The organism is Bradyrhizobium sp. BRP56 (genome assembly GCF_020194035.1).
In the GTDB taxonomy this organism is placed as follows: Bacteria; Pseudomonadota; Alphaproteobacteria; order Rhizobiales; family Xanthobacteraceae; genus Bradyrhizobium; species Bradyrhizobium australafricanum.
The window spans coordinates 39,897-55,140 of record NZ_JADYVV010000007.1; the positions used below are offsets into that span (position 1 = coordinate 39,897).

The 15,244-nt window shown below is 64.6% G+C and carries 13 protein-coding genes; 10 read left to right on the forward strand and 3 right to left on the reverse strand.

From position 1 onward, the window contains the following. The first annotated feature begins 20 nt into the window (after window positions 1-20). The 6 genes from I6F38_RS07225 to I6F38_RS07250 all read left to right on the forward strand — a co-directional run bounded on the left by I6F38_RS07225 (window position 21) and on the right by I6F38_RS07250 (window position 6,844). Window positions 21-971 (forward strand): AraC family transcriptional regulator, encoded by a 951-nt coding sequence (locus I6F38_RS07225; RefSeq protein ID WP_225159795.1) that lies wholly within the window; start codon window positions 21-23, stop codon window positions 969-971. A 97-nt stretch (window positions 972-1,068) separates the two neighbouring features. Next, window positions 1,069-1,404, forward strand: coding sequence for a hypothetical protein (locus I6F38_RS07230; protein ID WP_225159690.1), 336 nt, complete (start codon window positions 1,069-1,071; stop codon window positions 1,402-1,404). Between the two features lie 117 nt (window positions 1,405-1,521). Beyond that, window positions 1,522-2,727, forward strand: coding sequence for an NAD(P)/FAD-dependent oxidoreductase (locus I6F38_RS07235; protein ID WP_225159691.1), 1,206 nt, complete (start codon window positions 1,522-1,524; stop codon window positions 2,725-2,727). A 303-nt stretch (window positions 2,728-3,030) separates the two neighbouring features. After that, window positions 3,031-5,325, forward strand: coding sequence for a TonB-dependent siderophore receptor (locus I6F38_RS07240; RefSeq protein WP_225159692.1), 2,295 nt, complete (start codon window positions 3,031-3,033; stop codon window positions 5,323-5,325). A gap of 186 nt (window positions 5,326-5,511) precedes the next feature. After that, a complete protein-coding gene (locus I6F38_RS07245; RefSeq protein ID WP_276573481.1) occupies window positions 5,512-6,654 on the forward strand; it encodes a PepSY-associated TM helix domain-containing protein in 1,143 nt (380 codons plus the stop codon). Between the two features lie 7 nt (window positions 6,655-6,661). Next, complete coding sequence (locus tag I6F38_RS07250; protein ID WP_225159694.1) at window positions 6,662-6,844, forward strand: hypothetical protein; 183 nt, start codon at window positions 6,662-6,664, stop codon at window positions 6,842-6,844. 193 nt (window positions 6,845-7,037) lie between these two features. Here I6F38_RS07250 and I6F38_RS07255 read toward each other — a convergent pair whose 3' ends face one another. Further along, a complete protein-coding gene (locus I6F38_RS07255; RefSeq protein WP_346657096.1) occupies window positions 7,038-8,777 on the reverse strand; it encodes an adenylate/guanylate cyclase domain-containing protein in 1,740 nt (579 codons plus the stop codon). Window positions 8,778-8,905: 128 nt separating this feature from the next. After that, window positions 8,906-9,703 (reverse strand): N-formylglutamate amidohydrolase, encoded by a 798-nt coding sequence (locus I6F38_RS07260; RefSeq protein ID WP_225159697.1) that lies wholly within the window; start codon window positions 9,701-9,703, stop codon window positions 8,906-8,908. A 104-nt stretch (window positions 9,704-9,807) separates the two neighbouring features. Between I6F38_RS07260 and I6F38_RS07265 the strand changes: the two genes are divergently transcribed. The 3 genes from I6F38_RS07265 to I6F38_RS07275 all read left to right on the forward strand — a co-directional run bounded on the left by I6F38_RS07265 (window position 9,808) and on the right by I6F38_RS07275 (window position 12,030). Beyond that, a complete protein-coding gene (locus I6F38_RS07265; protein WP_225159698.1) occupies window positions 9,808-10,707 on the forward strand; it encodes a transglutaminase family protein in 900 nt (299 codons plus the stop codon). 2 nt (window positions 10,708-10,709) lie between these two features. Then, window positions 10,710-11,522 carry a transglutaminase family protein gene (locus tag I6F38_RS07270; protein WP_225159699.1) on the forward strand — a complete coding sequence of 271 codons (813 nt, stop codon included), beginning with the start codon at window positions 10,710-10,712 and terminating at the stop codon, window positions 11,520-11,522. A gap of 109 nt (window positions 11,523-11,631) precedes the next feature. Continuing rightward, window positions 11,632-12,030, forward strand: coding sequence for a gamma-glutamylcyclotransferase family protein (locus I6F38_RS07275; protein WP_225159797.1), 399 nt, complete (start codon window positions 11,632-11,634; stop codon window positions 12,028-12,030). Between the two features lie 155 nt (window positions 12,031-12,185). On the opposite strand, the gene I6F38_RS07280 is transcribed toward I6F38_RS07275, so the two are convergent. After that, window positions 12,186-12,740, reverse strand: coding sequence for a chlorite dismutase family protein (locus tag I6F38_RS07280; RefSeq protein ID WP_225159700.1), 555 nt, complete (start codon window positions 12,738-12,740; stop codon window positions 12,186-12,188). Between the two features lie 210 nt (window positions 12,741-12,950). Here I6F38_RS07280 and dnaG point away from each other — a divergent pair, with 210 nt between their 5' ends. Next, complete coding sequence (dnaG, locus tag I6F38_RS07285) at window positions 12,951-14,972, forward strand: DNA primase (protein ID WP_225159701.1); 2,022 nt, start codon at window positions 12,951-12,953, stop codon at window positions 14,970-14,972. Window positions 14,973-15,244 lie beyond the last annotated feature (272 nt).

Below are 15,244 nucleotides of genomic sequence, written 5' to 3' on the forward strand. Positions count from 1 at the left end.
TTCAAACGCGAGCACAGGTGATGAGTAAGCCGATCCTGCACGATCCTTTGCGGGATTCGCCCGCCGCATCCGAAGCGCGGCCGGCCGAGGCACCGGCCGGTCCGCGCTGCCCGGCCGGCCAGGAGATGGCCCGCGTGCTCAAGACGCAGCCGCTTCGCATGGCGGCCGACCCGTCGAGCGGCGCGATCGCCTATTGGAAGCATGACGCCCTGCACGACGTGGTCAGGCCGATGGTCGACCACGTCGTCATGAGCTATCCCGCAGGCTCGCAGCGGCTGGAGCGGCGCACCGGCAGGGTGGCTTCGATCGGAACGGCCCGGTCCGGGGTCGTGACGATCATCCCGGCCGGCTCGAGCTCGCGCTGGGATATTCACCAGTCGGTGCATGTCGTTCAGCTCTATCTTCCGCATGCGACGCTGGCGCGCGTCGCCGGCGAGGCCGACACCGCCGCTCCCGGCGATCTGCTGGAGCGCACCGGGCATCCCGATCCGATTACATCGCGGTTGCTGCTGAGCGCCGCTGATGCGCTCGATGGCAGCGCGGCGCTGGATGCGCTGTTCCGGCAGCAACTGACGGATCTTTTGGCCACGCGCCTGCTGTCGGCGCATGCCGGCGTGCCTGCCACGGTGCAGGCGACCGTGGGCGGTCTGGCGCCGACGGCGCTGCGCCGCGCCATCGAGCGGTTGCGCTCGGACAGCGATGCGGACGTCTCGCTCGCGGCGCTGGCGACGGACGCCGGCCTGTCGCGCTTTCACTTCTGCCGCGCCTTCAAGGAAAGCACGGGGCTCTCGCCGCATGCCTGGCTGCGCCAGCACCGGCTCGAGCAGGCCATGAACATGCTGCGCGACACCGACGCATCCGTGGTCTCGATCGCGGCGGCGCTCGGCTACAGTTCGCAGACCGCGTTCGCGGCCGCATTCAGGAAGCTGACCGGCGAACCCCCGAGCGATTGGCGGCGCCGTCTGCGGTAGCCGCAATCGCTCTTCAGGTCGGGCAATCGCTCTGGGGCACTCATAAGGCCAATTCGCTAGATCACCGTGGCGCCCATGCCAACAACGGAGACAAGCGATGGCCTGGAAGGATTTCGGTAGCTCCCTTGCAGTGACGCGGCGACGCCGGGTTCTCGCGACTGCGCTGATGTACGGGCTTACGCTCACCGTGCGCTTCACGTCGGCAACCGGCGAGGATGCCGATGCGCCGGCGCAGGCCGTTCAGGGCGCCGATGCCATGACGTCGGTGATGATCAGCGACGCCGCCCAGGCGCTCTACCGCGATTGGCTCCCGGGCGCCGCGCTGCCGATCGGCCTTCAGCATGGATCGCTGTCCGGCGCGAGAGGCTGCCGCGCAGCCTGCATGCCCGGGGCGCGCACGCCGTTCCTGTCGAGCTGCGCCGCCCGGCAATAGGCGCTCGCTTTTCGTTTCACCTCTTCGCGTCGCCGATCGCGACAGGCTTCGCCGCAAGCGGCAGGCAGCGACGGCAACGCGCGGACATCAGAGACTGTCAACCCAGAGGAGATACCCATGCGAATTGTCATCATTGGCGCCGGCTTTGCCGGCATGTATGCCGCGCTCTCCGCAGCCCGCCTGCGCGACATCAAGGGCGTTTCGCCCGAGAAGCTCGAGATCGCCCTGGTCGCGCCGGAGCCGACCCTGGTGGTCCGCCCGCGGCTCTACGAGCCGAAGCCGGAGACGCTGACCGCGCCGCTGCTCGACGTCTTCAACGCGATCGACGTCGTCTATGTGCAGGGCAGCGCCGAAGCCGTCGACACCAAGGCCCGCACCGTGCAGATCGTCACCGCCAAGGACGCGCGCAAGACGCTGCCTTACGATCGCCTCGTGGTGGCGACCGGCAGCCGGCTGTTCCGTCCGAACGTGCCCGGCCTCGCCGAGCATGGCTTCAGCGTCGACAATCTTGCGGACGCGATCGCGCTCGACCGCCATCTGCACGACCTCGCCAAGCAGCCGGCATCAGTGGCGCGCGACACTGTCGTTGTTGCCGGCGGCGGCTTCACCGGCATCGAAGCGGCGACCGAGATGCCGGCGCGGCTCCGGGACATTCTCGGCAGCGACGCCAAGCCACGCGTCGTGATCGTCGATCGCAACGTGGCGATCGCGCCCGACATGGGCGAGGGCCCGCGCCCGATCATCGAGGACGCGATGCGCAAGCTCGGCGTCGAAGGCCGCTTCGGCGCCGGCGTCGCCGAGGTCAGCAAGTCCGGCGTCACGCTCTCCAGCGGCGAGCATATCGAGGCCGCGACCGTGGTCTGGGCGGCGGGCATTCGCGCCGCGCCGCTGACCACGCAGATCCCGGCGGAGCGCGACAATTTCGGCCGGCTGCTGGTCGACCGCGATCTGCGCGTACCGTCGATCGCGGGCGTGTTCGCCACCGGCGATGCGGCGCGTGCCGCATGCGACGATGTCGGCAATTACGCGCTGATGTCGTGCCAGCACGCGACGCGGATGGGCGCCTTTGCCGGCAACAACGCCGCGGCCGAGCTGCTCGGTGTCCCGACCAAGCCGTATCACCAGAAGGCCTATGTCACCTGCCTCGACCTCGGCGAGGCCGGCGCGCTGTTCACCCGCGGCTGGGAGCGCAAGGTCGAGATGGTCGGCGACGTCGCCAAGAAGACCAAGCGGGAGATCAACACCGTCTGGATCTATCCGCCGCGCGCCGAGCGTGCCGCGGCGCTCGCATCCGCCGATCCGGAGCACGTCACCGAAGTCTGACGCTGAGTTCGGCGAGAGCACCGCAACTGCGATCATCGCTTCCGCGCACGGCGTCGTTCGATCGCTGTGCGCGGAACTGACTCGAAGTATCGCGGAGCGAAACGCAGTTTAGAATCGTCCTTAGAAGCGCTCGAAAAATCTGAGGCGCATTGACGCAGTTTCGCTGCGTTCACGTTGCGAGCTCGCAACACCATCGGCGATAAGCCCAACACTGGACGTGTTCTAATCACCGATCAGCTGCGTACGTCTTTCATCGTGTTAGTGACGGCGAGGATGAAGGCGATGTGAGTTGACGGGGGTCGGATGTTTCGTCGCACTGCGCTGGCGGCCGGGTACATGGCTGGCAGCGGTTTGTTCGCGCTGAGTATGGTGATGCCGCGTGAAAGCGTTGCGCAATCGGCGCTGCCACCGGTGACGGTCGAGGCGCCGAAACAACAGCAGCAGGCGCGGCGGACGCAGCCGGCGCGACGCGCGGCGCGTCCTGCACGCACTGCGCCGCGATCGATCGCGAACCGGGCGCCCACGCAGAACGTTCCAGCAGCGGGGGTGAATGGCGCCGGAGAGCGCGGCAACGGGCCGGTCACCGGCTATCTCGCCAGCCAGAGCGTCACCGCAACCAAGACCGACAGCCCGGTGCTCACGACGCCGCAGTCGATCTCGATCGTCACCCAGGATCAGATCCAGGCGCAGGGTGCGCAGAACATCACCGAAGCGCTGCGCTACACGCCCGGCGTGACGATCGAGAGTTTTGGTGCCAACGCGTTCTTCGACGAGTTCAAGCTGCGGGGCTTCACCGCGCCGCGCTATCTCGACGGGCTGCGGCTGCCGACCGACACCACGACCTTCGCGGTCCCGCGCATCGAGACCTATGGTCTCGAGCGCATCGAGGTCCTGAAGGGCCCGTCATCCGGCCTGTATGGACAATCCGATCCGGGCGGCCTGTTGAACCTGGTCAGCAAGCGGCCCACCGAGACGCCGCACTACGAGTTCGAGGGCAGCTTCGGCTCGTTCGATCGCTTCCAGGGCGCCTTCGATATCGGTGGTTCGGCCGACAAGGACGGCCGGGTGCTTTACCGCATCGTTGGTCTTGGCCGCGACAGCAACAGCCAGACCGACTTCGTTCAGGACAACAAGCTGTTCATCGCGCCGAGCTTCACCTGGCGCCCGACCTACGACACCAGCTTCACCGTGCTCTCGCAGTACCAGAAGGTCGACAACAAGGGTTACCAGCAATACGTCCCGGGACAGGTGTCCCTCCTGCCCAACCCCAACGGACATATTCCCTACAGTCGTTACCTCGGCGAGCCCGGGCTGGATGGCTATCATCTCGAGCAGTTCGCGGTCGGCTACGCGTTCGAGCATCGCTTCGACAACATCTTCCAGTTCCGGCAAAACCTCCGCTACACCCAGGTCAGCAACGACCTCGCCTCGGTGCGGACCGAGGGCATGGTGACGGATCGTCTGGTCGCGCGCAGCTACAACTACGTCAAGGCCAACGCCGCCAATGTCGCGCTCGACAATCAGCTGCAGGCGGATATCGCCACCGGGCCGCTGGTCCACAAGGTGCTGGCCGGCGTCGACTACTTCGATCTGTGGGCGAACACGGACTATCGCACGACGCCGATTGCGCCGATCGATGCCTATAGTCCGGTCTACGGCACCGCCGTTCCGTCAGCCAGCTCGCTGGCGCCTTTCATTCTGCGCGACGACAGGCAGTCGCAGCTCGGCGCCTATCTGCAGGATCAGATCAAGCTCGATCGCTGGACGCTGACCATGAGCGGCCGCCAGGACTGGGTCAGCTCCGGCTTCACCAGCATGGCGTTCTATCCGCCGGCCGGCCATTATTCGCGCGATGACTCGGCGCAAACCGGGCGCATCGGCGTGAGCTACCTGTTCGATATCGGCCTCGCGCCCTATGTCAGCTACGGGACCTCGTTCACGCCCAACCTCGGCGCCGACAGCGCCGGCCGGTCGTTCAGGCCGACGACAGGCGAGGGCTCGGAAGTCGGCGTCAAGTTCAAGCCGAACGGCTCGAACTTCATGGTGACGGCGGCGGCGTTCGATATCCGTCAGCAGGACGTACTGACGGCAGATCCACTCAATCCGCTCTTCAACGTGCAGACCGATGCCGTGCGTGTCCGCGGCCTCGAGCTCGAGCTGAAGGGCAATCTCACGCGCGAGCTCGAGATCACGGCGGGATACACCCATCTCGATCCGCGGGTGACGACGAGCATCGCCGGCTATGCCGGCAAGTACATGATGAACACGGCGCAGGACCAGGGCGCGGTCTGGGGCAAGTATACCTGGTATGACGGCGCGCTCGCGGGCCTTGGGCTCGGCCTCGGCGTGCGCTATGTCGGCGAGACCTACGGCGACAACTTCAATACGTTTGTCATTCCCTCCTATGCCTTGCTCGATGCGTCGGTCAGCTACGACTTCGCCTATCTGCGGCCGGACCTGAAGGGATGGAAGGCGCAGGTCAACGTCACCAACTTGACCGACCACTTCTACGTTGCATCCTGCCTGACCGGGCTTCCCTATTGCGGCCTCGGCAATGGCCGCACGGTGCTGGGCACGATGAAGTACACCTGGAACTAAAGCATGATCCCGAAAAGTGCGAAGCGGTTTTCGGAAAGGATCATGCTCAAACAAAAGCATGATCCGGAAAAGTGCGAAGCGGTTTTCCGAAAAGATCATGCTTCAACAAGAGGCTAAAGCTCGATGACGATCCAACCTGATCTCATCGCGCTTTAGGTAACGAAATTGACTGCGACAACCAGATCCTTGCGGCGATGGGGCGCTGTCCATAAATGGACCAGCCTCATCTGCACGTTGTTCATGCTGCTGCTCTGCATCACCGGCCTGCCGCTGATCTTCCACGAGCAGATCGACGATCTGCTGCACAGCCAGGTCAAGCCGGCCGACGTGCCGCCAGGCACGCCGCCGGCCAATCTGGACCGTCTGCTCGGCAACGCGCTGGCGCAGGCGCCCGGGAAGGTGCCTCACTTCCTGATCTGGGATCGCGACGATCCGAGCGCGATGTTCGTCAGCGTCGGTCCGACGATCGATGCCGATCCGACCAACAATTTGCTGATCCGGATGGACACCCATACCGGCGCCTATCTCGATGCGCCCGATGTGACCGACCGCTTCACCTACATCATGTTGAAGCTGCACACCGACATGTTCGCCGGGCTGCCCGGCAAGCTGTTCCTCGGATTGATGGGGATCCTGTTCTGCGTCGCGATCATCTCCGGCATCGTGGTCTACGCGCCGTCGATGCGGAAACTGCGCTTCGGCGCCTACCGTGCGCAGCGGACCCGCGTCGTGCGCTGGCTCGACGTCCATAATCTCGCGGGCATCCTGCTCGTCGCCTGGACGCTGGTCGTCGGCTTCACCGGGGTGATCAACACCTGGGCCGACCTCGTCCTCAAGATGTGGCAGTTCGGCCAGCTCGCCGAAATGACCGCGCAGTACAAGGACCGGCCGGTGCCGTCGAAGCTGACCTCGCTGAATGCGGCGGTCGAAGTGGCCACCCATGCGGTGCCCGGCATGACGCCGAGCTTCGTCGCCTTCCCGGGAACCCTGTTCAGCAGCAAGAGCCACTACGCGGTGTTCCTGCACGGCGATACGCCGCTGACCTCGCGGCTGCTGAAGCCGGCGCTGATCGACGCGGAAACCGGCAAGCTGACCGATACAAGGGACATGCCCTGGTATGTGACGACCCTGTTCGTCTCGCAGCCGCTGCATTTCGGCGACTATGGCGGCATGCCGCTCAAGATCGTCTGGGCGCTGCTCGACATCCTGACCATCTTCATCCTCGTGACCGGCGTGTATCTGTGGATGCGCCGCCGCAAGGCGGGCGTGAGCCAGGAACGCGCGATCGCCAACGCCGCCTCCATCGACAAACCCGCATTATCGTCGTGACGTCAGCATGGTCTCGCATCGTTTATTGACCCAGATCTTCGCCGCCCCGCTCGTCATCGCGATCGTGAGCACGGTCGGATTGATCAGCGCGCTGGTCGGCGACGGCTGGTGGGATGCGGTCTCGTGGGCCGGGCTCGGCCTGCCGGTGCTGCTCTATCTGGTGTTCATCTGGCGGCGCCAGCCGAATTGATCGGGTTCGCGCCTGATCGCGCTTCGAACCGGCCGGGCAAGCAGCAAGGCCGGTCCAATCGGAATATGCCGATCCCAGCGGTGTCTCATCCGCGGAGATGCGCAAGAAGCCGTACCGGCAACCGAACAAGCAGTCGCGGCCGCGCAGGTGCCTGGCGTGCGGCATCGCGCCGGCATTCTGAGATGGCGGGTCTTCACTCCGGGAGCCCCGCCATGCGTAGCGGGTTGACCAATGCATCCAGGTCGCCCTGTCGACGATACGGCAGCAGCCGGGCCCAGCGGGCCAGGCTGAAATTGGGGTGGCCCGCCAGCAAGTCGGTTGAGATCATGCGCGCTTCATCTTGCCGGCCGAGATTCCAAAGCGCCGCTACGAGTGTCGACTGCGCGGTCAGCCAGAGCGGCCGCTGCCTCAGGACGCGGGAGGCTATATCGTGCGCCGCCGCGAAATCTCCGAGATGAAATCTTGCGCGCGCTTCGTCCACCATGGATTCGTTGCGCTCAATCGGACTGAGCCGTTGGGCGTGTTCCTCGTAGAGGACGGCTTTTCGGAAATTGCCGGCGTAGCCGTGGTACATGCCCGCCATGTGATGGGCGTCAGAGCTGCTGGGAGCGAGGCTGATCGCGGTTTCTCCCGCTGCCACCGCATCATCATGACGGCGTTGATAGGTACGAACATAGCCGATCACCAGGTATGCTTCCCCGAAGCTCGGGTCGGCGGCGAGAGCCCGATCAGCGCAGCCCAGTGCGGCTTGATACGCTTCATTTTCATCCTTGATCCAACCGAAGCGCGCCTGGTCAGTCAGGGTCAGACCCAACAAGTAGAGGGCCGGCATAAACGAGGCGTTGATCTCCAGCGCCTGTTCAAAAAGCTTCCGGGCCTGTGCGTGAGTTTGCCTCGCGAAATTAACGTACAGGGCGCGTCCCTTTAAAACATACTCATAAGCCAGCGGACTGCCCGAGCGTTTTCTCCACATTCTTGCGCGCTCGCCGACCGTCAACTGGACCTCAAGCGCTTCGACGATCTCTTGCGTAATTCGGTCCTGGAGATCGAACACGTCGTCCAGGTCTCCGTCAAAGCGATCCGCCCAGAGATGACCGCCGTCTCGACCATCAATCAACTGCGCCGTCAACCTGATGCGATTGCCGATCTTTCGAACGCTCCCCTCCAGCAGATAACGAGCACCCAGGATCTGCCCGATTTCGCGAATGTCCCTGTTCTGCCCCTTGAACGCGAAGCTCGAGTTGCGGGCTATCACCATCAGTTCCTGAATCTTTGACAGGGTCGTAAGGACGTCTTCCGCGATCCCATCCGCGAAATACTCCTGCTCGTTGTCGCCGCTCATGTTCTGGAACGGCAGCACCGCGATGGAGGGCTTTCCCGAAAACGGGCGCATGTGATGCGATTCGGCAGGAGCCGGATGGCGCTCAGGTGAAGTTCTGGCGCCAATCTTCATTCGCCAGACGCGGATCGGCTCAGTGATGTTTTTCAGATTCTGTTGGCCCATGTCTTCGAAGGCTGCATCGACCTTGCTCCGGATCTGCCGGTAGGCGTCGTCAGACAGGCATATGCCGCCCGGGTCCGCGATGTTCTCCAGCCGCGCGGCGATGTTGACGCCGTCGCCGAAGATGTCGTCGTTGTCGATGATGATGTCGCCGACGTGAATGCCGATGCGAAATTCGATCCGCTGCTGCTGCGGTGCGGATGCGTTGAGCTCCGCCATCCTGCCCTGAACCTCTACAGAGCTGCGCACTGCATCGACGGCGCTGCCGAATTCGACAAGCATGCCGTCGCCGGTCGTTTTGACGATGCGGCCGCGATGAGCGGCGATCGTTGGATCAATGAGATTCTTTCTGGCCGCCTTGAGCCGCGCGAGCGTGCCTTCCTCGTCCGCTCCCATCAGGCGACTGTAGCCGGCGACATCTGCCGCCAGCACTGCTGCCAGTCGCCTTTCCACTCGCTCGGGCGCCACGGACTACCCTAACTTGGAAGTTCAACCCAACCAATTAAAGCACGTCGAGCCGCCTTCGGGCTAGAGGCCACGCCCTGGCTGACCGTCAGTCGCTAGATCAGCGCTTCCGTGCGCAGCGTCGCCTCGATCTCGCCGAGGATGCGCGCCAGCCGTTCGGCCCACGCGGTCTCGCCGGCCTGGTCGGAGATCAGGTCCTGGCGGATCTCGATGCCCGAGTTCATCAGGCCGCGTGCCTCGCCATGCACGGGGATCGTGTAGTCGGTCTCGTCGCTGACCGCATAGGGCTCGTTGTCGCCGACCACGAGATCGCCCTCGGCGCGCAGATGCTTCAACAGCAGCGGCGGCAGCATCGTGTCGCGGTGGTAGAGCGTGCCGATGTGCCAGGGTCGCGCGATGCCGGCGTAGATCGGCGTGAAGCTGTGCAGCGACACCAGCATCGTCGGCAGGCCCCGACGCGCACGCGCGTCGATGATCTCGTCGATGCGTTTGTGATAGGGATCGAAGATCTGCGCGCGGCGCATCTCGGCTGCCTCGCGCGACAGGCCTTCATTGCCCGGCACCGTGGTGGCCTCGCTGATCAGCGGGATCGAGCTTGCGACATGCGGCGGACGGTTGCAGTCGATCACGAGCCGCGAATAGCGCTGCGCGATCAAATGCGCGCCGAGCCGCTCCGAGAGCCGGGTTGCGACGCCGGCGATGCCGATGTCCCAGGCGATGTGCCGCACGAGCTCGTCTTCGGGCAGGCCGAGATCGCCGAGCGGAGAGGGAATCAGCCTGCCGTAGTGGTCGCAGGTGAACAGGAACGGTGAGCGGCCGCCGGCATTGTGTTCAAGAACCGGTGAAGCGTCGGTGCTCGCGAGCAGGAACGATGGACCGCCTCCGTAATTCAAGGGCTTTTTTCCTCGACTTTGCCTATTCAGGCGGCATGCTGATCTGGAATCGGGCAGCTTTCTCTATAGATTATGCAGCCCGAAATCACGATGATTGTTTGAAGATGCCGCTGCTGACTATTCATCACAAGACCGTTTATCGCTACGCGCGCCCGGTGGCGTTCGGCGAGCACCGCATCATGCTGCGGCCCCGTGACGGCCATGATCTGCGCGTGCTCGACAGCGCACTTGTGATCGATCCACAGCCGATGTCGCTGCGTTGGATCCACGACGTGTTCGGCAACAGCATGGCGATCGCCGCCTTCGACGAGCGCGCCGACACGCTGTCCTTTGTCTCGACCGCGACGGTGGAGCACAATCCGGCCGATACGTTCGCGCTGACGCCGGACGATCCCGCCTATTTCTATCCGTTCCTCTACGACGATGAGGAATTCCCCGATCTGCAGCAGTTCATCACGCCGCAATATGGCGACCCGAACGGCGAGCTGTCGGCCTGGGCGCGGCGCTTCCTCGATGTCGAGGCGCCGACGCCGACTTTCAAGATCCTGAGCGGCATGACCCACGGCATCCGCGAGGCGTTCAGCTATCGCAAGCGCTATGAGCAGGGCACCCAGCATCCGCTCGACACGCTGCGCACGCAGTCCGGCACCTGCCGCGACTATGCGCTGTTCATGATCGAGGCGCTGCGCCGGCTCGGCGTCGCCGCGCGCTTCGTCTCCGGCTATCTCGCCATGCCGCCCGGCAGCGCGCACGGCTATGTCGGCGGCGGCTCGACCCATGCCTGGGTGCAGGTCTATCTTCCGAGCGCGGGCTGGATCGAGTTCGATCCGACCAACGGCATCGTCGGCACGCGCGATCTGATCCGCGTCGCGGTGGCGCGCGACCCGCGCCAGGCGATCCCGCTGCACGGCGTTTATCTCGGCGCAGCGGATGCCTTTCTCGACATGGATGTCGACATCAAGGTGGTCTCGGTCGGCGAGAATGCGGAGCAGGAGACGGCCTGACGATGCAGATCAAGGTCGGCTTCGAGATCACCTACACGGCGGCGCAGTCGACCCCGATGGTGATCATGCTGTCGATCCATCCGTCGCGCTACGCCGACATCGTCGGCACCGAGCGCCTTTCGACCGAGCCGGACGTGCCGATCGGCCTCTATCGCGACGGCTTCGGCAATGTCTGCGGGCGTCTGGTCGCCCCCAGCGGTGGCGTCACCTTCCGCGGCAGCGCGCTGGTGCGCGATTCCGGACTGCCTGACATCGTCAATCCGGCTGGACAGCAGCTGCCGGTCGAGCAATTGCCGGACGACATGCTGCTCTATCTGATGCCGAGCCGCTATTGCGAGACCGACAAGCTGACCGATGTCGCCTGGTCGCTGTTCGGCAACACACCGCAGGGCTGGGCGCGGGTGCAGGCGATCACCGATTTCGTGCACAACCACGTGACGTTCGGCTATCAGCACGCCCATCACATGAAGTCGGCGCACGACGTCTATGAAAGCCGCGCCGGCGTCTGCCGCGACTTCGCGCATCTTGCGCTCACCTTCTGCCGCTGCATGGGCATTCCGGCACGCTACTGCACCGGCTATCTCGGCGACATCGGCGTACCGCCGGACCCGGCGCCGATGGATTTCTCCGGCTGGTTCGAGGTCTATCTGTCCGGCCAGTGGTACACCTTCGATGCCCGCCACAACACGCCGCGGATCGGCCGCATCCTGATGGCAACCGGCCGCGACGCCGCCGACGTCGCCCTCACCACGAGCTTCGGCCGCATGACGCTGACGAAGTTCGTCGTCGTGACCGATGAGGTGGCGGCGGCCTAGCGTCCCCCGGGATTTTCTGTCATTCCGGGATGGTGCGTTAGCACCAGACCCGGAATCTCGAGATTCCGGGTCTGGTCCTTCGGATCATCCCGGAATGACAACTGAACCCATGACCCCCGATCTTCTTTTCGTCTACGGCACGCTGATGCGCGGCTTCGACCATCCGATGGCGAAGCTGCTCGCGGGCAATGCCGAGTTTCTCGGGCCGGCGCAGTGCAGCGGCCGGCTCTATCTGGTGAAGCATTATCCGGGCCTGGTCTTGTCGGACGATCCGGCCGACATCGTGCATGGTGAGCTGTTCCGCTTGCGGGAGCGCGAGGCCATGCTGCGTGAATTCGACATGTACGAGGCCTGCGGCGAAGGCTTTCCGCCGCCGACCGAATATGTCCGCGAGATGCTCAAGGTCACGCTCGCCGACGGCAGCGTGAGCGAGGCGTGGACCTATCTCTACAACTGGCCGGTCACCGAGCTGCCGCGGATCGCGTCAGGAAAATTCCTGGAGCATTAGTGCTCGGACGTACCGCATGTTTCGTCATGCCCGGGCTTGACCCGGGCATCCATCTCACTTCGCAAGAGTCATTCTTTTGATGGATTGCCGGGTCATAGGCGAGCGGAAGCGACGCCGTCCCTCTGACGGCTGTGCCGGCCACGACGAAAGAGAAGTCAATCCTCCCGCACCACGCGGATATCGACCTCGCGCTCGATATAGCTCCATTCCTCGGTCGCGCGCAGCATGCCGACCAATTCGTCGAACAGGGTGACGTGGTCGGGGGCGAACTCGAACCAGGTCAGGAAGTCGAAGGGCATGCCGAGGTCGCGCGAATGAAACAGCTGGCGGGCGATCGCGGGGAGGAATTTCAGGGTGCCTTCGATGTGGTGCGACTTGTCCTCGAAGATCTTGCGGCGCTCCTCCTGCGTCAGCTCCCACCACGCCGCGGATTTCCGGATCGGGATCAGCGCCGCGTGGGTCGCCTCGCTGCGGCCGAGCCCGGCCTGCACGGCCAAAAGCTTCTCCCGTTCCTCCTTCTCGGTGTAGCGCAGATGGCTGGCGACGCCGGCGAGCCGCCAGGAGGTCTGCGCCGGCAGCAGCGGCAGCGCGATCGATTCGCTCGCAATGATCGACAACGCCGCGACCTTCGGCAACGTCTCGCCCTTCACCCGCGTGATGGACGTGACCTGCCAGCCGCCGCTCTGTCCGCCTCTGAATGTCGTGAACATGGCCTATCCAATCCCGGAAGCGGGGAGGGGGCAAGCTTGCCGCACGGGCTCTCCACCGTGGATTTGGGGGTAGCCCGCTCGACGGAGCCGTGACGGGCCAGACCTGTGAATAGCCCGGAAAAGCCCCACATTGTTCGGCATGGCGAGCCGTGCCGCTATATGGCTAACCGGTTGTCCGCGATTCGCCGCCCGAGCCCAAAATCCTGACTGATGCGTTTCACGCCCGAATTCCTCGATGAGCTGCGCGCCCGGCTTCCGGTCTCGGAAGTCGTGGGCAGGCGCGTCAAGCTCAAGAAGGCCGGCCGGGAGTGGAAGGGGCTGTCGCCGTTCCAGCAGGAGAAGACGCCGTCATTCTTCGTCAACGACCAGAAGCAGGCCTGGTTCGACTTCTCGTCCGGGCTGAACGGCAACATCTTCGACTTCCTGATGAAGACCGAGGGCGTGACTTTCCCCGAGGCCGTGGAACGTCTCGCCGCGATGGCGGGTGTCCCGCTGCCGGCGGTGACGCCCGATGCCGCGCGGCACGAGCAGCACCGCCGCACCCTGCACGACGTCATGGAACTGGCGACCAAGTTCTTCGCCGACACGCTGGCCTCGCGGGGCGGCGCCAAGGCGCGCGGCTACCTCGCCGACCGCGCCATCTCGCCGGCGACCCAGCTTCAGTTCCGGATGGGCTATGCGCCGCCGGACCGCTTCGCGCTGAAGGAGCATCTGGGCGCGTTAGGCATCTCCACCGAGGACATGGTGGAGGCGGGGCTTCTGGTGTCCGGCGAGGACAAGCCGGTGCCGTTCGATCGTTTCCGCGACCGCGTCATGTTCCCGATCACGGATGCCCGCGGCCGCGTCATCGCATTCGGCGGGCGTGCGCTGGAGAAGGACGTTCCGGCAAAGTACCTGAACTCGCCGGAAACCACGCTGTTTCATAAGGGCGACAATCTCTACAATCTGTTCACCGCGCGGCAGGCCGCACATGACGGCGCGCAGCTGATCGTCGTCGAGGGCTATGTCGACGTCATCGCCATGGTCACGTCGGGCTTTCCCGGCGCCGTCGCGCCGCTCGGCACCGCGCTGACCGAAAACCAGCTCGGCCTGCTCTGGAAGATGGTCGACGAGCCGATCCTCTGCTTCGACGGCGATCGCGCCGGCCAGAAGGCGGCTTATCGTGCTGCCGACCTTGCCTTGCCGCAGCTCAAGCCCGGCAAGAGCCTGCGGATTGCGCTGCTGCCGGAAGGGCAGGACCCCGACGATCTCGCCCGCTCCGGCGGCCGCGGCGCGATTGAGGACGTGATCTCGGCCGCGCGTCCGCTCGCCGAAATGATCTGGTCGCGCGAGATCGAGGGCGGCAATTTCGATACGCCCGAGCGCCGCGCCGCGCTGGAGGCGCGGATCGGCGAGCTCACCAATGGCATCCGTGACGAGGTGGTGCGCCGCTATTACCGGCAGGACCTGCAGGAGCGGCTGCAGCGCAATTTTGCGCCCGAGGGCGGACGCGGCGGTTATGGCCGCGGCGGCTACGGAAGGGGCAATTTCGGCGGCGGCCGCGGCGGCGAATCACCCCGCCAGTTTGCCCCCCGGGGACCTGCCCAAAACGGCTGGCAGGGAGGCCCGCAGGGCGGCCGGTTCGGTGCCACCCCCGGGATTTCACGGGGCCCCTATCAGGCCGCCAGCCCCCAATTGGCCAACAGCCCGATCATGCGCGGCCAGCGCAGCGCGGTCTCCCGCCGCGAGGCCCTGATCCTGCAATCGCTGATCAACCATCCCTGGCTGCTGCACGACCATCTCGAGGAGGTGGCGGCGCTGGAGCTCGCCCATCCCGAGGCCCACAAGCTCAGGGCCGCCATCATCGCCGCCTTTGCCCACGACCATCACCATTCCCCTGACGCCGAGGAGCAGGCCGAGAAGATGCGGGCCGACCTCGAAGCGGGCGGATTATCCCTGATTCTTCAAAGGGTTGAGCGAGCGATCACAACCCAGGCGGTGTGGGGCGCGCAGATCGGCGCGGCGCGCGAGGATGTTTTATCAACCTGGCGTCAACTCGTTGCCTTGCATCAGAAAACCCACGCCTTACTTAGGGAAAGAAAAGATGCGGAAGCGGCTTTGGCTGAAGACTCCAGCGAGGCCAATCTGGCATGGTTGCAGGATATCCAGGCCCGGATGGCAGAAGCCGACGGGACCGAAGCCCTGATTGAAGGGTTCGGCGAATTATCGGGCCGGTTCCAGCGTAATGTCTGATAACAAAAATGCTGCGGACGGCGCTGGCCGCACCCGCAAAAAGACTCGCCAAATCCATGGTTTGGCTGCAAAAACAGGGTTAAGCGAAACTTAATAGCTACCGTAGCATTTTCAGGCGAAGTGGTTCCCGGTTCGCCGTCAGAAAATGCGTCAGATCTAGATCTGTCGCGTCTTCCGATCGTAAAACCGGTGTCCACTTTTACGGAAGACGCGACGGGCTGTTGCAGATTGGAAACCGTCGAGACGGATGACAGGGGTGGCGAGATATTGCG